The sequence below is a fragment of the Streptomyces sp. NPDC046909 genome, from assembly GCF_040644695.1.
Taxonomy (GTDB): domain Bacteria; phylum Actinomycetota; class Actinomycetes; order Streptomycetales; family Streptomycetaceae; genus Streptomyces.
The window spans coordinates 902,971-920,821 of sequence record NZ_JBEYXC010000002.1 but is presented as its reverse complement, the minus strand read 5'-3'; the positions used below and the strand labels follow the sequence as shown (position 1 = coordinate 920,821).

The 17,851-nt window shown below is 72.9% G+C and carries 16 protein-coding genes and 1 pseudogene; 12 read left to right on the top strand and 5 right to left on the bottom strand.

The window, feature by feature from the left end:
* Nucleotides 1-2: 2 nt before the first annotated feature.
* Both ABZ928_RS08375 and ABZ928_RS08370 read left to right on the top strand, forming a co-directional pair.
* Complete coding sequence (locus ABZ928_RS08375) at nucleotides 3-1,808, top strand: ABC transporter permease subunit (RefSeq protein WP_361516025.1); 1,806 nt, start codon at nucleotides 3-5, stop codon at nucleotides 1,806-1,808.
* The gene (locus tag ABZ928_RS08370; protein WP_361516023.1) at nucleotides 1,805-3,031 is read left to right on the top strand and encodes an MFS transporter; all 1,227 of its coding nucleotides are present in this window, start codon (nucleotides 1,805-1,807) and stop codon (nucleotides 3,029-3,031) included. The genes ABZ928_RS08375 and ABZ928_RS08370 overlap by 4 nt, the downstream gene beginning before the upstream one ends.
* 1 nt (nucleotide 3,032) lies before the next feature.
* Here the strand turns inward: ABZ928_RS08370 and ABZ928_RS08365 are convergent, their stop codons facing one another.
* Nucleotides 3,033-3,791 carry a CDP-alcohol phosphatidyltransferase family protein gene (locus tag ABZ928_RS08365; RefSeq protein ID WP_361516021.1) on the bottom strand — a complete coding sequence of 253 codons (759 nt, stop codon included), beginning with the start codon at nucleotides 3,789-3,791 and terminating at the stop codon, nucleotides 3,033-3,035.
* Nucleotides 3,792-3,898: 107 nt separating this feature from the next.
* Between ABZ928_RS08365 and ABZ928_RS08360 the strand changes: the two genes are divergently transcribed.
* From ABZ928_RS08360 to ABZ928_RS08340, 5 genes and pseudogenes are all read left to right on the top strand, one after another.
* Nucleotides 3,899-4,882, top strand: coding sequence for a zinc-binding alcohol dehydrogenase (locus ABZ928_RS08360; protein WP_361516019.1), 984 nt, complete (start codon nucleotides 3,899-3,901; stop codon nucleotides 4,880-4,882).
* 117 nt (nucleotides 4,883-4,999) lie between these two features.
* The gene (locus ABZ928_RS08355; protein WP_361516017.1) at nucleotides 5,000-5,398 is read left to right on the top strand and encodes a 6-carboxytetrahydropterin synthase; all 399 of its coding nucleotides are present in this window, start codon (nucleotides 5,000-5,002) and stop codon (nucleotides 5,396-5,398) included.
* Nucleotides 5,395-6,585: a glycosyltransferase family 4 protein gene (locus ABZ928_RS08350; protein ID WP_361516016.1), complete on the top strand. Its 1,191-nt coding sequence runs from the start codon at nucleotides 5,395-5,397 to the stop codon at nucleotides 6,583-6,585. Before ABZ928_RS08355 ends, ABZ928_RS08350 begins: the two co-directional genes overlap by 4 nt.
* Complete coding sequence (locus tag ABZ928_RS08345) at nucleotides 6,582-7,742, top strand: trans-aconitate methyltransferase (RefSeq protein ID WP_361516014.1); 1,161 nt, start codon at nucleotides 6,582-6,584, stop codon at nucleotides 7,740-7,742. The genes ABZ928_RS08350 and ABZ928_RS08345 overlap by 4 nt, the downstream gene beginning before the upstream one ends.
* Nucleotides 7,739-8,947 (top strand): annotated as a pseudogene (locus tag ABZ928_RS08340) (lysylphosphatidylglycerol synthase transmembrane domain-containing protein); the annotation flags it as partial. The gene ABZ928_RS08345 and the pseudogene ABZ928_RS08340, both read left to right, overlap by 4 nt.
* An 80-nt stretch (nucleotides 8,948-9,027) precedes the next feature.
* Here ABZ928_RS08340 and ABZ928_RS08335 read toward each other — a convergent pair.
* Complete coding sequence (locus ABZ928_RS08335; protein WP_361516012.1) at nucleotides 9,028-9,798, bottom strand: creatininase family protein; 771 nt, start codon at nucleotides 9,796-9,798, stop codon at nucleotides 9,028-9,030.
* Nucleotides 9,799-9,839: 41 nt separating this feature from the next.
* On the opposite strand from ABZ928_RS08335, the gene ribA reads away from it, so the two are divergent.
* The 4 genes from ribA (at nucleotide 9,840) to ABZ928_RS08315 (ending at nucleotide 13,917) form a co-directional block, all read left to right on the top strand.
* Nucleotides 9,840-10,499, top strand: a complete 660-nt coding sequence (gene ribA, locus ABZ928_RS08330; protein ID WP_361516010.1) for a GTP cyclohydrolase II — start codon at nucleotides 9,840-9,842, stop codon at nucleotides 10,497-10,499.
* A gap of 67 nt (nucleotides 10,500-10,566) precedes the next feature.
* A complete protein-coding gene (locus tag ABZ928_RS08325; protein WP_361516009.1) occupies nucleotides 10,567-11,712 on the top strand; it encodes an FAD-binding oxidoreductase in 1,146 nt (381 codons plus the stop codon).
* A complete protein-coding gene (locus tag ABZ928_RS08320; RefSeq protein ID WP_361516007.1) occupies nucleotides 11,709-12,770 on the top strand; it encodes a saccharopine dehydrogenase in 1,062 nt (353 codons plus the stop codon). Before ABZ928_RS08325 ends, ABZ928_RS08320 begins: the two co-directional genes overlap by 4 nt.
* Nucleotides 12,763-13,917: a saccharopine dehydrogenase family protein gene (locus tag ABZ928_RS08315; protein WP_361516005.1), complete on the top strand. Its 1,155-nt coding sequence runs from the start codon at nucleotides 12,763-12,765 to the stop codon at nucleotides 13,915-13,917. Before ABZ928_RS08320 ends, ABZ928_RS08315 begins: the two co-directional genes overlap by 8 nt.
* Before the next feature lie 24 nt (nucleotides 13,918-13,941).
* On the opposite strand, the gene ABZ928_RS08310 is transcribed toward ABZ928_RS08315, so the two are convergent.
* From ABZ928_RS08310 to ABZ928_RS08300, 3 genes are all read right to left on the bottom strand, one after another.
* Nucleotides 13,942-15,168, bottom strand: a complete 1,227-nt coding sequence (locus ABZ928_RS08310) for a serine hydrolase domain-containing protein (RefSeq protein WP_361516003.1) — start codon at nucleotides 15,166-15,168, stop codon at nucleotides 13,942-13,944.
* Between the two features lie 65 nt (nucleotides 15,169-15,233).
* Nucleotides 15,234-16,682, bottom strand: coding sequence for an MFS transporter (locus ABZ928_RS08305; protein ID WP_361516002.1), 1,449 nt, complete (start codon nucleotides 16,680-16,682; stop codon nucleotides 15,234-15,236).
* The gene (locus ABZ928_RS08300) at nucleotides 16,679-17,269 is read right to left on the bottom strand and encodes a TetR/AcrR family transcriptional regulator (RefSeq protein WP_361516000.1); all 591 of its coding nucleotides are present in this window, start codon (nucleotides 17,267-17,269) and stop codon (nucleotides 16,679-16,681) included. The genes ABZ928_RS08305 and ABZ928_RS08300 overlap by 4 nt, the downstream gene beginning before the upstream one ends.
* Nucleotides 17,270-17,357: 88 nt before the next feature.
* Here ABZ928_RS08300 and ABZ928_RS08295 point away from each other — a divergent pair, with 88 nt between their 5' ends.
* A complete protein-coding gene (locus ABZ928_RS08295; protein WP_361515998.1) occupies nucleotides 17,358-17,807 on the top strand; it encodes a PPOX class F420-dependent oxidoreductase in 450 nt (149 codons plus the stop codon).
* Nucleotides 17,808-17,851: the final 44 nt, after the last annotated feature.

Here is a 17,851-nt window from a genome sequence, read left to right as displayed (position 1 = left end):
GGATGCGGCAGCAAGCGGCCACGCTCCTGTGGCGGGCCGGGATCGCCGCCGCCCTCGTGTGCGCGATCGGCCTGCTGCCCTGGCTGACGCGCACCGACCCGGCCCTGACCGTCCTCAAGGCACGCTCGGCCGAACGCGACCCCGACCCGAGGGTGTTGGCCGACATCCGGGCCCAACTCGGCCTGGACGACGGCCCGTTCCACCTCCTCGGCGGATGGCTGAGCGGACTGTGGCGCGGGGACGCCGGGCAGTCGTGGATCTCCGGCGGCGACGTGACACCCGCCGTGCTCCAAGCCCTGGGCGTGTCCCTGCTGTTGATGGCGGTCGCCCTCGCGGTCGCCGGGGTCACCGCCGCCCTGATCTGCGCCCGCACCCTGTGGCTCGGCGCGCAGCGGAGGCTGGGCGGCCGTCGCCCGGGCGGCACCGCCTCCGCCGTGCTCGCCGCACTGCCCGAGTTCCTCACCGCGTCCGTCCTCGCGACCGTCGTCGGCGTCCAGCTCGGCTGGCTCCCCGCACTGGGCTGGTACGGCCCGCAATGGACGATCCTCCCCGCGCTCGCCCTCGGCCTGCCCGCCGGTGCCGTCCTCGGCCGGCTCCTCGACGACCTGCTGCCCGGCGCCTTCGCCGAACCCTGGGCCCTGGCCGCTGCCGCCCGCGGACTGCCCGGCCGCACCATCGCCCGCCAGGCCCTGCGCCGCTGTCTGCCCGGACTCCTCCCGAACACCGGCCTGTTCGCCGTCGGCCTCACCGGCGGCGCGGTCGCCGTGGAGCAGATCCACGACATCCCCGGCCTCGGCCGCACCACCCTCCAGGCCGCCCTCGCCCAGGACCTCCCCGTCCTCCAGGCCGGCACCCTCGCCCTCGTCCTCCTCGCCGCCGCCTTCGCGGGCCTCGCCGCCCTCACCACCCGCCTCCTCATCGGCACCGCGCTCCGGGACGGCGCACTGCCGTCACTCCACGGTCCGAGGTCGACGGTCGACGGTATACAACCTGTCCGCGATATACAGCCTTTCGCATACGGTGGACTGCTGGCGGTCGTCATCGCGCTCGGCCTGCCCCGCGACCCCCTCGCCCTCGACACCGCCGAGCGCCTCCGGGCTCCCTCCCTCACCCACCCCTTCGGCACCGACGCCCTCGGCCGGGACGTCCTCGCCCGCGTCGCCCACGGCGCCCTCGAAACGCTGCTCCTCGCCCTCGCGATCGGCGCCGCCGCCCTGCTCACCGGCGTGCTGCTGGGCCTGCTGCCCCGCCTGTCCGGACCGCTCGTCGACACGGTCACCGCCCTGCCACCCGTCCTGGTCGCCCTCCTCGTCACCGCCGTCGCCGGCAGCGGACCCGCCACCCCAGCCCTGGCCGTCGGAGCCGTCGCCTGGGCACCCCTCGCCGCCCACACCTCCGCCCTGCTCCGCCAGGAACGCGCCGCCCTCCACATCACCGCCACCCTCGGCCTGGGCGCCGGCCCCTGGTACCTGCTGCGCCACGAACTCCTCCCCGCCGTCCTGCCGCCGGTCACCCGCCACGCCCTCCTGCGGCTCCCCGGCATCGCCCTGGCCCTCGCCTCCCTCGCCTTCCTCGGCCTCGGCGCCCAGCCGCCCTCCCCGGAATGGGGCCTGCTCCTCGCCGAGAACCAGCCCTACGCCGAACGCGCCCCCTGGGCCGTCCTCGCCCCCGCAGCCGCCCTCGCCCTGCTCGGCGCGCTGGCGGTCACCGCGGCGAGCGGGGTGCGCCGACCGCGCCGCACGCCGCGCCCGCCGGAGAACGAACCCGAACAGCAGCCTCGTACAAGGGAATTGGTGGGAACACGATGAGCGCGATCGCGACCGTCCTGCGCAAGGACCCGAGCCGGGTCCGGCTGTCGCCGCTGCTTCGTCTGCTGATCCTCACCCAACTCGCCTTCAACGTCGGCTTCTTCGCCGTGCTGCCGTTTCTGTCCGAGCACCTCGGGACGGCGGTGGGCATGGCGGGGTGGATGGTCGGGTTCGTGCTGGGGCTCAGGACCTTCAGCCAGCAGGGGCTGTTCGTGGTGGGCGGGGCGCTGGCCGACCGGTACGGGATCCGGCCGGTCGTGCTCGCGGGGTGCGCGTTGCGGATCGCGGGGTTCGCCTGGCTCGGGTTCGCGGAGGCGACTTGGGCGGTCATCGGGGCCGTACTGCTGATCGGGTTCGCCGCCGCGCTGTTCTCGCCCGCCGTCGAGTCAGAGGTGGCCCGGCAGGCCGTCGTCCACGTGGAGGAGGGCGGCGGGTCCCGTACCCGGGTGCTCGCGCTGTTCACCGTGGCCGGTCAAGCCGGCGCGTTCGTCGGGCCGTTGCTCGGGGCGCTGCTGCTGGCGGTGGACTTCCGGGCCGTGTGTCTCGCCGGGGCCGGGATCTTCGTGCTCGTCCTCGCCGGACACGCCTGGCTGCTGCCGCAGCACATTCCCGGGCGGCGGCGCGTCCAAGTCAAGGGCGGGGTAGGGGTGTTGGTGCGCAACCGGCGGTTCCTCGCGCTGTGCTGCGCGTACGGCGCCTATCTGCTCGCCTACAACCAGCTCTATCTGGCGCTGCCCGCCGAGGTGGAGCGCGTCACCGGCTCCCAGTCCGCGCTGGCCTGGCTGTTCGCCCTGTCCTCGCTGCTGGTGGTGACCGCCCAGCTGCCCGTCACCCGCTGGGTGGGGGACCGGCTCGCGCTGCGCCGGTCGATGGCGGCCGGACTGCTGCTCATCGCCGCGGGCTTCGCGGTGGTGGCGCTCGGGCGGCCGGCCGGCGCGACCGGGACGACGGGGCTGCTGCCCGCGGCCGGGTTCGTCGTGCTGCTCACCCTCGGCCAGATGCTCGTCGCACCCGTCGCCCGCGCCTGGGTCCCCGATCTCGCCGAGGAGGGGCGGCTCGGCCTCTACACCGGCGCGCTGTCCTCGGTGTCCGGCCTGATCGTGCTGGTCGGCAGCTCGCTCACCGGGACGCTCCTCGACAGCGGGCTGCCGGCGGCCGTGCCATGGCTGGTGCTGGCCGCCGTACCGGCCGCGGCGATCGCCCTGCTGCCGCGCAGGCCGTAGGTCACCCGGCGACCAGCTCGCGCACGTCCTCCACCACCATCTCCTCGACGCGGGAGGTGCGGTACAGCCACACGATGTCCCGCCCGAACGACCACACCAGCGCGCCCAGCGCCGTCGCGACGACCCCGAACTCCAGGGCGTACGGCAGCAGACCCGAGGCGGCGAACAGCAGGAACACACCCTGGAGCGCGGCCACCGTCTTGCGGGCGGTGCTCGGCGGGAGCGGGGCGTTCAGCCACGGCCAGACCCGGGCGGCGGCGACGAAGGCGTAGCGCATGCCGCCGATCAGCAGGACCCACGGGCCGTGGGACATCGAGACGTACACGCTGAGCACCAGGATCAGGAACGCGTCGACCTCCATGTCGAAGCGCGCGCCCAGCGGGGTCGAGGTGCCGGTGCGGCGGGCGACCTTGCCGTCGACGCCGTCGAGGATCAGGGCCACCGCCGTCAGACCGACGAAGAGGGTGACAGGGGGTGAGCTCTCGAAGGAGTCCGCGACCAGTGCGGTGACCGCGCCGACCAGGATGGAGCGGCCGAGTGTCACCCGGTTGGCGGGGCCGAAGGAGCGGGGCCGGTGGCGGTGCAGGGCCCGGGAGAGCACCGCCCAGGTGGCGACGGCGAAGACGAGGCCGGTGAGCCAGCCCGCCGGTCCCATCCCGATCGCCGTCCCGAGCAGAGCCAGCAACAGGATCTGTACACCCGCTCCCACAGCGGTCTCCTGCTGGACCAGCCTTGCGTCGTAAGTGTTGTTCAGGGCCACCGAACATCCTCCGGCCGTGTGACAGAGTCGATCAACGCCGCGTACTGTGCGCGACCTGTGCACACCTCGGTACGTGAACTACTTCCCAAGCGTTCAGGAGGATGCGGATGAAGCGCACCGCACGGGCGTTCTGGCTACGCAGTCCGGGTGAAGGAGAGATACGTGAGATGCCTCTTCCGGCCCCTTCCGACGAAGAGGTGCTGGTCCGCGCCCTGTACTCCGGCGTCAGCCGTGGCACCGAGACGCTCGTCTTCCGCGGCGGCGTCCCCGTCAGCCAGCACGCGGCGATGCGGGCGCCCTTCCAGGAGGGCGACTTCCCGGCGCCCGTGAAGTACGGCTACCTCAGCGTCGGAGAGGTCGAGGAGGGCCCGGCGCATCTCGTCGGCCGTACGGTCTTCTGCCTCTACCCGCACCAGACGCGGTACGTCGTCCCGGTCGCCGCCGTGACCCGGGTACCCGAGAACGTGCCCGCCGAACGGGCGATCCTCGCCGGCACCGTCGAGACCGCCGTCAACGCCCTCTGGGACGCGGCGCCGCTGGTCGGCGACCGGATCGCCGTGGTCGGCGGCGGCATGGTCGGCTGCTCGGTCGCCGCGCTGCTGGCCCGGTTCCCCGGGGTGCGCGTGCAGCTGGTCGACGCCGATCCGGCGCGGGCGAAGGTCGCGGAAGCCCTCGGGACCGGCTTCGCGCTGCCCGCGGACGCGCTGGGGGACTGCGACCTCGTCGTCCACGCCAGCGCCACCGAGCGGGGACTGGCCCGCGCGCTGGAGCTGCTGAGGCCCGAGGGCACGGTCCTCGAACTGAGCTGGTACGGCGACCGGCAGGTCGGCCTCCCGCTCGGCGAGGCCTTCCACTCCCGGCGGCTCGTCATCCGCAGCAGCCAGGTCGGCACCGTCTCCCCGGCCCGCAGCGCCAGCCGTTCGTACGCCGATCGGCTCGCCCTCGCCCTCGAACTCCTCGCCGACCCCGCGCTCGACGCTCTGGTGACAGGGGAAAGCGCGTTCGAAGAGCTGCCACGGGTGATGCCCAGGCTCGCTGACGGGGAAATTCCTGCCCTTTGTCACCGCGTGAGGTACGACAAGAGCGCCTGACCTGAGAAAAGAGTGAGAGACGGCTGAACACGGGGAAGCGAAGAGCCGTACTACTCGGCATCCCGTCGGCGATCAGGGCCGGGGGGATCAGAGGCGCCGCACCTGGAGGGTCGTCCGTTGTTCAGTGTCACCGTCCGCGATCACATCATGATCGCCCACAGCTTCCGCGGCGAGGTCTTCGGGCCCGCGCAGCGCCTGCACGGAGCGACGTTCCTCGTGGACGCCACCTTCCGGCGGGAGCAGCTGGACGACGACAACATCGTCGTCGACATCGGACTGGCCACGCAGGAACTGGGCGCCGTCGTCGCCGAGCTGAACTACAGAAACCTCGACAACGAGCCCGACTTCGCCGGGATCAACACCTCGACGGAGTTCCTCGCCAAGGTGATCGCCGACCGGCTCGCCGAGCGGATCGAGAAGGGTGCGCTCGGCGAGGGCGCCCGGGGCATCGCGGGGATCGGTGTCACGCTGCACGAGTCGCATGTCGCGTGGGCGAGTTACGAGCGTGCGCTGTGACCGACGTGACCCTGGAGAAGACCCCGCAGGCGGCCCTGGGCTATGTGCCCGTGCAGCACTCCGCGCTCAAGAACGCCGACATCGTCCCCATGTCCCTGCGCTCCGTGCACTTCGTCATGCCGGGCGGCGTCGACGACCCGACCGCGCCGAGCGGCGGCAACGCCTATGACCGGCGGGTGAGTCTGGACCTGCCGGGCTTCGGCTGGCAGGTCCACAAGCACGCGGTGGCGGGGGAGTGGCCCCGGCCGGGTGCGGCGGCCCGCGCGGAACTCGCCCGTGTGCTGCGGGAGTTGCCGGACGACACCGTCGTACTGATGGACGGCCTGGTCGCCTGCGGCGTACCGGAGATCGTCGTCCCGGAGGCGGAACGCCTGCGGCTCGCGGTCCTCGTGCACCTCCCGCTCGGCGACGAGACCGGTCTGGAGCCGCTCCTGGCCGCCGAGTTGGACGCGAAGGAGCGCACGGTCCTGCGCGCGGTCCCCGCGGTCATCGCCACCAGCGACTGGGCGGTCCGCCGCCTCGTCTCCCACCACGGCCTCGCCCCCGACCGCGTCCATGTCGCCGCCCCCGGCGCCGACATCGCCCCGCCGGCCCCCGGAACCGACGGCGTCTCACGGCTGTTGTGCGTCGCCGCGGTCACCCCCCGCAAGGGCCAGCACCGGCTGGTCGAGGCCCTCGCGGCGGTACGGGACCTGCCGTGGAGCTGCGTGTGCGTGGGCGGCCTCGGCCACGACCCGGAGTACGTCGGTCAACTCCGGTCCCTGATCGAGAAGTACGGCCTCGAGGACCGGCTGCACCTGGCCGGACCGCAGGCCGGCGCCGAACTCGACGCCAGCTACGCCGCCGCCGACCTGATGGTGCTGACCTCCTACGCCGAGACCTACGGCATGGCGGTCACGGAGGCGCTGGCGCGCGGCATCCCCGTGCTGGCCACCGACGTCGGCGGCCTCCCCGAGGCGGTCGGCCGCGCCCCCGACGGCGGGGTGCCCGGCATCCTCGTCCCGCCGGAGGACCCCGCCGCCCTCGCCGCGGAACTGCGCGGCTGGTTCGGCGAGGCGGACGTACGACGTCGCCTGAAGGCGGCTGCCCGGGGCCGGCGGGCCGCCCTGGACGGCTGGGCGACCACGGCCCGCAGCCTGGCCGGAGTACTGGGCCGACTGCCGAGCGAACCCAGGAGGGCGGCATGAGGAAGACGGCAACGACAGCGCAGCGCGGCGGGAAGATCCCGGCGCAGGCGGGACCGCGGGGCGTGGCGGGGGTGGAGTCCAGGGTGGCGCAGGAAACCTCGACGTCCGTGCAGTCCAAGGCGGCGCGGGAGACCCGGGCGGCCGTGACGTCCAAGGCGGCTGAGGAAAGCCCGGCGCCCGTGCAGTCGAAGGCGGTGAAGGAAATCCCGGCGGCTGTGACGCCCGGGGCCTCCGACGCCGGCCCGCAGTCCGTGATCCCCGGCGCCGGACCCGCCGTACGCCCCGGTGAGCGGCCCACCGTGCGGCTGCGGGAGGATGGGCCCGAGGAGCCGCCCCGGTACGCGCCCGAGTGGCTGGAGCTGCGGGAACCCGCCGACGCGGGGGCGCGGGCGCTCGATCTGCTCGACCCGTTGCGGATCCGGCTCGCCAACCTGCCCGGGAAGTCGGGCGTGGTCGTGCACGACCTCGGCTGCGGCACCGGCTCCATGGGCCGCTGGCTCGCGCCCCGCCTCGACGGCGCCCAGCACTGGGTCCTGCACGACCGCGACCCCTACCTCCTGCACTTCGCCGCCGTCGCCTCTCCGCGGGTCGCCGCCGACGGCAGCCGCGTCACCGTCGAGACCCGGCGCGGCGACGTCGCCCGGCTCACCCCGGACGCCCTCTCCGGCGCGTCCCTGGTGACGGCGTCCGCGCTCCTCGACGTCCTCACCCGCGAGGAGATCGAGACCCTCGCCGCGGCCTGCACGGGCGCGGGCTGCCCGGCCCTGCTGACCCTGTCCGTCGCCGGACGGGTCGACCTCACGCCGTCCGACCCGATGGACGGCGAGATCGCCGACGCGTTCAACGCCCACCAGCGGCGCTCGGGCCTCCTCGGCCCCGACTCGATCACCGCGGCCTGCGAGGCGTTCTCGGAACGCGGCGCGACCGTCCGCCTCAACCCGAGCCCCTGGCGCCTCGGCCCCGCCGAGTCCGCGCTCACCGCCCAGTGGCTGCGCGGCTGGGTCGGCGCGGCGGTCGAACAGCGCCCGGAGCTGGCGCAGCGCGCCGAACGCTACCTCCGGGAGCGCCTGGAGGCCTGCGCCGCCGGTGAGCTGAGCGTCGTCGTCCACCACACCGACCTGCTGGCACTGTCCCGGCCGACGGGCGGCGGGGCATGAGCGTGGAGACGGTACGCGCGGCCCACGCGGGCGAGCGGGGTCCGGCGCGACGACGGCGGTGGGCCGGACGGGCGGCGCTGTCGAGGAGGCGGGTGGCCGTGACGCCGGTGGAGACGACCGTTTCGGTCACGGGCCTGGCCGACTTCTCGGCCGGTGCGGCTGGTGCGGCTGGTGCGGCGGTGAAGGAACGGTACGTCGACGAGGCGACCTGCTGGACACCCCCCGACGTCGAGGCCGAGGCCGACGTCGCCCCCGTCGTCCTTCCGCCGGTCAAGGCCGTCCCCCCACCCCCGGTAGCCGTCTCCGCGGACCGCATCGGCGTGATCCTCACCGCTCCCCGCCCCGCTACGACGTCCCGCGTCCCCGGGTGGCGAAACGTTCTCGCCCGTCTCAAGTCCCCCGCCGTACGCACCCACTTCGGCAGTGCCGTCGGCGTGGTCATTCTCGCCGTCCTGCTCTGGCGCCTCGGCACCGGCGTCTTCCTGGACGGGCTGCGGCGCATCGACGCGACGACCATCCTCGTGGCGCTGGGGGTCGGCGTGGTGACCACCGTGTTCAGCGCCTGGCGCTGGCAGTTGGTGGCCCGGGGCCTCAGCATCCGGCTGCCGCTCGGAGAGGCCGTCGCCGCCTACTACCGCGCCCTGTTCCTCAACGCGGCCCTCCCCGGCGGCGTCCTCGGCGATGTGCACCGGGCGGTGCGGCACGGCCGCAGCACCCAGGAACTGGGCCGCTGTGTACGCGCCGTCGTCCTCGAACGCGTCGCCGGACAGCTGGCGTTGGCCGTCATCGGCGCCGCCGTGCTCCTGACCATGCCGTCACCGGTACTGAGCCAGGCCCGCCATCTCGCCCCGCTGCTCCTGTTCGCGGCCCTCGGCGCACTGGCCGTCGTACTCGCCCTGCGGATGAACCAGGCGAACCGGGCGCCCTCACGCGCCGGAAAGGCCCTGCGCGAGGCCCGCGAGGGACTGCTGTCGCGGCGGAACGGACCCGGCGTCGCGCTGTCCTCGGTCGTCGTGCTCGCCGGGCACCTCGCGATGTTCGTGCTGGCCGCCCGCGTCGCCGGATCCGCCGCCTCCGTCGCCGCCCTGCTGCCGATCGCCGTGCTCGCCCTGCTCGCGATGGGCCTGCCGCTCAACGTCGGCGGCTGGGGCCCCCGGGAGGGCGTCACCGCCTGGGCGTTCGGCGCGGCCGGCCTCGGGGCGAGCAGCGGGCTGGCCGTCGCCGTCGTCTACGGCGTGCTCAGCCTCGTGGCGAGCCTGCCCGGCGTCCTCGTGCTGCTCGCCCGCTACCCGCGTCCGGAATCACCGTCGGAGGTGAGCAGTGAGAAATACGCGCCGAAGGATTCCGCCAGGCTCGCCAGCAGTGCCTTGCCCTTTTCCGCCGAACCCAGTGAAGGACGGCCGATGACACCGGAATCGGTATAGCCGGACATACCGAGGGTGAGCAGATGACGACGGTCGTCGGCGACGAAATCGCCGGACTCATAACCGGGTCGGACGAATTCGGGATGAGCGTGCAGAAGGACGGAGGTCTCGATTTCTCCCGCGTGCATGTCGGTGAGCGGCGAGGTGACCACCCCCGCCCGCTCCAGCGCCGTGTCCCAGTCCTCGGCGGCCGGGAAGAGCGCCATCCGCTCGCCGCGGGCGGAGGATTCCTGAACGACGTTGCCCAGTACGTAGTTTCCGCCGTGCCCGTTGACCACGACCAGGGCCTCGACGCCGGACCGGCGGAGCGAAGCCGCTATGTCCCGTATCACCGCATGAAGGGTCACCGAGGAGATGCTGACGGTTCCCGGCCACGCCGCGTGCTCGTGCGAGCAGGAGATCGTCACCGGAGGGAGGAGATGCACCGGGTACGCCGCGGCGATCTCCCGGGCGACGGCACAGGCGACGAGCGTGTCGGTCGCGAGCGGCAGGAACGGGCCGTGCTGTTCGAAGCTGCCGACGGGAAGGACGGCGACCTGTCGTGAGACACCCGCGCCCCGTGTCCGTACGTCTTCCGTGGTGTCCGCCGGCAACGTACCGTGCCCCGCCGACCGCGTTTGCGAACCAGTCATTCTTTCACGGCCTTTCGTCTCTGCTTAGGAACTCGAGAATCATGACAGATAAAATTGGCGTACTCGGCACGAAGTCTCCACAGCGTACGGGCGTCGAACGCGTCGTGAATGCCCCGCTCCCCACCGTGTACGGGGAATTCAGGGCGGTCGGTTACCTCGACCACGACCGCGGTGACGAGCAAGTGGCCCTGGTGCACGGCGAGATCGGCGCGGAGGACGTCCTCGTCCGGCTGCACTCGGAATGCCTCACCGGTGACGCCTTCGGCTCCCGGCACTGCGAGTGCGGCGAGCAGCTCGACTCGGCGCTGCGGGCCGTCGTCGCCGAAGGCAGCGGCATCGTCGTCTACTTGAGGGGCCACGAGGGCCGCGGCATCGGCCTGCTCGCCAAGCTGCGCGCGATGGCGCTCCAGGCGGAGGGCCTGGACACCGTCGAGGCGAACCTCGCCCTCGGGCTGCCGGTGGACGCCCGCGACTACGGCGTCGCCGCCGGAATGCTGCACGACCTGGGGGTGCGCTCGGTGCGCCTGATGTCCAACAACCCCGACAAGCGCGAGGCGTTGCTGCGGCACGGCATCAAGGTCAGCGAGACCGTCCCGCTGCTGATTCCGCCGTGCGAGAGCAACATCACCTATCTGCGCACCAAGCGGGAACGCCTCGACCACCATCTGCCGCATCTGGACGCGGTCGCGCACCTGTCCTGATTACGGGCGGGGGAGTACGGACAGGAAGAGGGGGCGACGACCCCGACACCCCCTGGGAGGCCCGCCCGTGAGACTGCACGCAAGCGCCGTCGTGATCGGCGGCGGAGTGATGGGCACGAGCATCGCCTACCACCTCGCCGCCGCCGGAGTCCGCGATGTCGTCCTCGTCGAACGCGACGAGCTGGCCTCCGGATCCACCTCGAAGGCGGCGGGCGGGGTGCGCGCCCAGTTCTCCGACGGGCTCAACGTCCAGCTGGGCGCCCGCAGTCTGGAGGCGTTCGGCCGGTTCGAGGAGGAGATCGGCTACGACATCGGTCTGCACCGCTCCGGCTATCTGTTCCTCCTCTCGACCCCCGAGGACGTAGCCTCCTTCGAGGCGGGCGTGCGGCTGCAGAACTCCCTGGGCGTGCCCAGCCGCATGCTCACCGTCAAGGAGGCCCGCAAGCTCTCCCCGCTGATCCGCACCGACGGACTCCTCGCCGCCGCCTTCTCGCCCGACGACGGCCACTGCACACCCGAGGCCGTCGTCCACGGCTACGCCTCCGCCGCCCGCGCCCTCGGCGCCCGCGTCCTGCGGCACACCGAGGTCACCGGCATCACCCTGCGCGGCGACACCGTCACCGCCGTCGAGACGACCCTCGGCCCCATCACCACCGACACGGTGATCTGTACGGCCGGCCCCTGGTCACGCGCCGTGGGGAAGATGGCCGGCGTCGACCTGCCCGTGGAGCCGTTACGCCGCCAGATCGCGGTCACCGAACCGGTCCAGGGCCTCCCGCCGGACCTCCCGTTCACCATCGACTTCGCCACGAGCCTCTACTTCCACCGCGAGGGCCCCGGTCTCCTCCTCGGCATGTCCGACCCCGACGAACGCCCCGGCTTCGCCACCGACACCCACGACCGCTGGATCCCCCGCCTCGCCGCCGCGATGGAACACCGTGCCCCCGCCCTTCTCGACCTGCGCCGCACCGGCGGCTGGGCGGGCCTGTACGAGGTCACCCCGGACCACAACGCGTTGATCGGCGAGGCGCATTCGGTATCCCGCTTTCTGTATGCGACCGGCTTCTCCGGTCACGGCTTCCTCCAGGGCCCGGCCGTCGGCGAGGTCGTCCGCGACCTGTACCTCGGCCGCGTACCCTTCGTGGACGTCAGCCCGTTGAACGCCGGCCGTTTCGCGGCCGACGCCCCGCGCCCGGAGGCCAACTGCGTATGACCGAGCTCCACCTGTGGCTGCGCCACGAGGTCCGACCCACCGAACGGCGCACCCCGATCACACCGTCCGACGCCCGACGGCTCGTCGAGAGCGGCGTGACCCTGACCGTCGAGGACTCCCCGCAGCGGATCTTCCCGATCCAGGAGTACGAGGCCGTCGGCGCCCGGGTCGCGCCCGCGGGCTCGTGGGTGTCGGCGCCGCAGGACGCGGTCGTCCTCGGTCTGAAGGAACTCCCCGACGAACCCGCCGAGTTGACGCACCGCCACATCTTCTTCGGGCACGCCTACAAGCAGCAGCCCGGCGCCGGGGAGCTGCTGCGCCGGTTCGCCGCCGGGGGAGGGGCGCTCCTGGACCTCGAGTACCTGGTCGACGAGCACGGGCGCCGGCTCGCCGCCTTCGGCTACTGGGCGGGCTACCTCGGCGCGGCCCTCGCCGTGCTCCAACACCGGGGCAGGCTCGTCGCGCCGCTGACACCCATCGCCAAGGCGGAACTCGACGAACTCCTCCAACCCGCCCCCGGGGACGAGGAGTTCACGTCCCTCGTGATCGGCGCCCTGGGCCGCAGCGGACGCGGCGCCCGAGACGCCCTCCGAGCGGCAGGCCTCGCCCCGACCTGCTGGGACCTGCCCGAGACCCGCGACCTGGACCGCCGCGCGCTGCTGGACCACGACGCGATGGTCAACTGCGTCCTCGCCACCACCCCGGTCCCGCCCTTCGTCCGGGAAGCCGACGTCGACGACCCCACCCGCCGACTGCGCACCCTTTCCGACGTCACCTGCGACGTCGGCTCGCCCCTCAACGTCCTGCCGGTCTACGACCGCACCACCGAGTGGGACGACCCGGTCCGCCGACTCCACAAGGAGCCCCCGCTCGACCTGATCGCCATCGACAACCTGCCCTCGCTCCTGCCGGGCGAGTCCAGCACCGACTTCTCCGGTCAACTGCTGCCCCTGCTCCTCGACTTCGAGACCGGCGGGCCATGGGCGCGCGCTCTGGACCGGTTCCATGAGACCAGCCGTGAACTCGGCATCGCAGAAGGGGAGTCGAGAAATGTCTGACCTGGTCGCGGCGAGCGGCACCGTCCACTGGATCGGCACCGGCCTGTCCACGGGCAGCGGTCTGGCCCGGCTCTGCGACACGGCCGAGCGGGTGCGCGTGTGGCACCGCACCGAGGAGCGCGCGGCCGAGGCCCTCGACCGGCTGGGCCTCACCGACCGCGCCGCGCCCCGCGCGTACACGCTCGACGCCCTCACCGCGGAACTCGCCCCCGGGGACGTCGTGGTGTCCATGCTGCCCGCCCCGGAGCACGCCGGGATCCTCGCCGCGTGCGTCGCGCGCGAGGCCCACTTCGCCTGCTCCAGCTATGTGTCGGACGCGGTGCTCGACCAGGTGCCCGCCGCCCTCGACGCCGGGATCGTCGTCCTCACCGAGGCCGGCCTCGACCCGGGCATCGATCACCTCTTCGCCCACAGCCTGGTGGCCCGCGCCCGGGACGCGATCGGCGACGGTACGGCGGCCACGTACCGCCTCACCTCCTACTGCGGCGGCATCCCCGCCGTCCCCAACGACTTCCGCTACCGCTTCAGCTGGGCGCCCCTCGGCGTCCTCAACGCCCTGCGCTCGCCCGCCCGTTACATCGAGGACGGCGCGGAGACCACCGCCGGGCGGCCGTGGGAGGCGACCCGGCCGCATGTCGTCGACGGGGAGACCTTCGAGGTCTACCCGAACCGCGACAGCCTGCCGTTCGTCGAGCAGTACGGGATGCCGCCCGCCTGGAAGCCGAGCACCTTCGTCCGCGGCACCCTGCGCCTCGACGGCTGGCTGCGCGCGTGGGACGCCGTCTTCGAGGAGCTGAAGGGCGGCGACGACGCCCGGATCGCCGCGCTGGCACGGGAGTTGGCGGCCACCTATCCGACCACGGACACCGACCGCGACCGGGTCGTCCTCGCGGTGTCGCTTGACGTGCTCGGCCCGGCCGGACAGGCGTGGTCGGGCGGCTATCTGCTGGACCTGGTGGGGGACGCGGAGGAGAGCGCCATGGCCCGCTGCGTCTCCCGCACCCTCGCCCTCGGCGTCGGCCATGTCCTGGACGGTTCGCTGCCGCCCGGCCTGAACCGGGCCGCCGAGACGGCGGCACGGTCGGAGGAGTGGCTGCGGGAACTGGCCCTGGACGGAGTGGAGTTCACCCTGCGCGTCGACACCTGACCAGTTTTCGCATGCCGGTCGATGTCAGCCGATGACGGCCTCGTGCACGAGCCGTCTGAGGTCGGGGTTGAGCTTCAGGGTCCTGGGCCGCACCTGTGTGTAGAACTGCACGGTCAGATCGTGCACCGGATCGACCCAGAACGTCGTGGAGGCGGCCCCGCTCCAGCCGAACGTGCCCGGGCTCGTGGGCGCGAGGGTGCGGGCGGGGTCGATCACGACGGAGACACCGAGGCCGAAGCCGACCCCGTCGTTGTTCGGCTCGTCGTGGGCCGGTCTGCTGCCGAAGGCGCGCAGGTCGGCGCCGCCGGGCAGGTGGTTGCGGGTCATCAGGGCCACCGTCTCCGGGGCGAGAAGACGGACGCCGTCGAGTTCGCCGCGACGGCGCAGCAGCTCCATGAAGCGGTGCATGTCGTACGCGGAGGCCGCCATGCCCCCGCTGCCGGACAGAAACCGGGGCCGCCCGTACAGCGGCAGACCGGGGACCGGCTCGATACGGCCGTCCTCCTGCTCGCCGTACAACTCGGAGAGCCGGACGGCCTGTTCGTCCGTCACACAGAAGCCGGCGTCGGGCATCCCGAGGGGGCCGAAGATCCGCTCGGCGAAGAAGGTGTCGAGGGGCTGCCCGGACACCACCTCGATGACCCGGCCCAGCACATTGGAGGCGACCGAGTAGTTCCACTCGGTGCCGGGCTCGAACTGAAGCGGCAGGCTCGCGTACACGTCGACCGTCTCGGCCAGCGTCGAGCCGGGCACCACCGACGACTCCAGATTCGCCTCCCGGTAGAGGGCGTCGACCGGGTGGGAGTGGTAGAAGGCGAAGGTCAGGCCCGAGGTGTGGGACATCAAGTGCCGGATCAGCAACGGCTGTTCGGCGGGCCGGGTGACGAGGTCCGCGCCCGAGCCGCTGTCGTACACCCGGGCGTCGGCGAAGGCCGGCAGATGACGGGCGACCGGATCGTCCAGCGACAGCTTCCCCTCCTCCACCAGGGTCAGCGCGGCCACCGCGGTGACCGGCTTGGTCATCGAGTAGATCCGCCACAAGGTGTCGCTCTCGACGGGGAGTCCGGCGGCCAGATCGCGCCGGCCGAGCGCCGTGAGGTGGGCGACCCGGCCGCCGCGGGCCACCGCCACGAGGAAGCCGGGCATACGCCCCTCGTCGACGTAGTGGGCGAAGTGCTGGTCGAGGCGGTCCAACGCCTTCGCGTCCAGCCCGACCTCACCCGGGTCCACCTCTTGCCGCAGCTGTGCCATCGCTCTCCTCCGCTCGCGTTCTTCGAGGTGCGATCCGGCATACCCCGCCACACCGACCTCAGACCTCATCGTCGCGCAGGAATGCCGGAACGTTCTCCCAGTCGCCCTCGATCGGGGCTCGTGGCGCGAAATCCCGCCGACAGCACCGCCCCGACCAGGGCCGTTCCGGCGAGCGTGACGAGCGGCACGCCGGCGGCCGCGAGCGCCACCCCGAGCGTCGGCCCGACATTCATCGCGGTCTGCTGCAACCCGCCCGCCACCCCGGCCGACTCGACCGGGCTCTGCCGTACGACGACATGGGTCGCCGCGACCATCACGGTCCCGAACCCGGCCCCCAGCAGCGCGAATCCCGCGCACAGCGCGAAGGTCCCCGACGCCCGGTCGAGCACCAGGACCCCGGCGGCCAGCACGACCATCGCCGCCGCCGTCGTACGACGGGCCCCCACCCGGCGCAGCAGCACCGGGCACCCCGCGGCGGCGGCCACCATCAACACCGCCAACGGCAGACAGCGCAGGGCGCTTTGGAAGGGGTCGAGACCAAGCGTCTCCTGGAGGACGTACGTACCCAGGAACAACGTGCCGGACAGGGCGGCCGACGCGGCCACGAGCACACCGAGGGGCGGACCGGGGATGCCCCGGGGGATGAGCGGGCCCGAGGTGCGGCGCCCGTGGCGCACGAAGGCGACACCGGCCACGACGGTCACTGCGGCTCCGGGCCACTGCGGGGAGACGAGCGTATGGACGAGGGCGCCCAGGGCGACGGCGAGCAGGAGGGCGCCGGGTATGTCCAGCCGGACGGCCGTCGGCGGCTCCGGCCCACTCCGAGCGGTCGTCGCTAGGCCGCCCCGGACGTCAGGCGTGCCTCCTGGCTGCCGCGCGGCTGGTGCGAACCCGCCTCGCACGTCAGTCGTGGGCCCCGAGTCCTGCGCGGCCAGGGCGAGCCCGTCCCGGACGTCCGTCGTGCGCCCCGGCTCCCGCACGGTCAGCGCGAGTCCGCCGAACACGACTGCGGGGAGTACGTTCAGGAAGAACACCGCCCGCCACCCGGCCCCGGCCACCAACACCCCGCCCACCAGCGGCCCCACCGCGGCGGACACCCCGATCGCCGCCGTCCGCAGCGCGATCGGCCCCCGCAGCCGGTCCGGCGGATACGCGGCCCGCAGCATGCCGAGCGTCGCGGGCTGCAACAGCGCCCCGAACACCCCCTGCACGACCCGCAGTCCGACCACCCAGCCGACCCCGGGCGCGAGGCCGATGCCCGCCGACGCCACCCCGAACCCGACCATGCCGACGCCGAAGACCCGCCGGTGCCCGTACCGGTCGCCGAGCCGCCCCGCGAACACCAGCAGGCTCGCCACGGCGATGAGATAGCCGGTGCTGGTCCACTGGACCTGGGCGAAGGTGGCGCCCAAGTCCCTTTGCAGCGTGGGCTGGGCGATGGTGAGCACCGTGCCGTCGAGGGCGACGATCACGGCCCCGGTGACACTGCTCGCGAGCACGAGACGCGGGTTCACGCGCCGTCCTTCCCCAGGTGCGAGTCGAGAGCGTTCCGCAGAAGGGGTACGAAGTCGTCGGCGCCCGTGGCGAGTTGGAGGCTGCCCCAGCCCCACAGCTGGGCGATGCCGTGCAGGTTCGCCCACAACGCACCCGCGACGAGCCGGGCGTCCGCATCCGGCCGGACCAGACCGACCAGCTCCACGAGGCGGCCGAAGAGCGGCAGGCTGGTGTCCCGGAGGCCCAGATGGCCGCTCTCCAGCAGATCATGACGGAACATCAGCTCATACATCCCGCGATGGTCCAGCGCGAACTCCAGATAGCAGTGCGTCAGGGCGGCCAGCTGAGCCCGAGGGCTCACCGCGCCGACATCGGCCCCCGGCGCTGTCGCTGCCGTCGCCCGCTCCGCCAGCTCGGCGAAGCCGCGGCGCGCGATGGCCGACAGCAGCTCCAGGTGGGTGGGGAAGTAGCGGCGCGGCGCACCGTGCGAGACGCCCGCCCGTCGGGCGATCTCCCGGAGGGTGAGTGCCTGCACGCCCTCCCGGTCCACCAGATCCACACCGACGTCGACCAGCCGGGCCCGGAGCCCGGTCTCGGGTTCATGCATAGACAGTGTCTACCAGGTCGACGTAGACAGTGTCTACGGAGTCGCTGTTCACGGGAATGCGTGCACCCAGGTACCGGTTGACCCAGATATGACTCAGGACGCCACGCAGAACGCACTGCTCGGGCTGCTCTCCGAGGGCCACGGCGGGGTGCTGACCACCCTCAAGCGCGACGGCCGGCCCCAGCTGTCGAACGTCAGCCACGCCTACTACCCCGACGAGCGCATCATCCGCGTCTCGATCACGGACGACCGCGCCAAGACCCGCAACCTGCGCCGGGATCCGAGGGTGTCGTACCACGTGACCAGCGCCGACCGCTGGGCGTACACCGTCGCCGAGGGCACGGCGGAGCTCTCGCCGGTGGCGCGGGACCCGTACGACGACACGGTCGAGGAACTCGTCCGGCTCTACCGCGACGTCCTGGGCGAGCACCCCGACTGGGAGGACTTCCGGGCGGCGATGGTGCGGGACCGGCGGGTGGTGCTGCGGGTCAAGGTGGAGCGGGCGTACGGGATTCCGAAGGGGGCGAACCGGGGCTGAGCGGGCGCCTCACCCGTGCAGGCGCAAGAGCGGTACCACAAAGC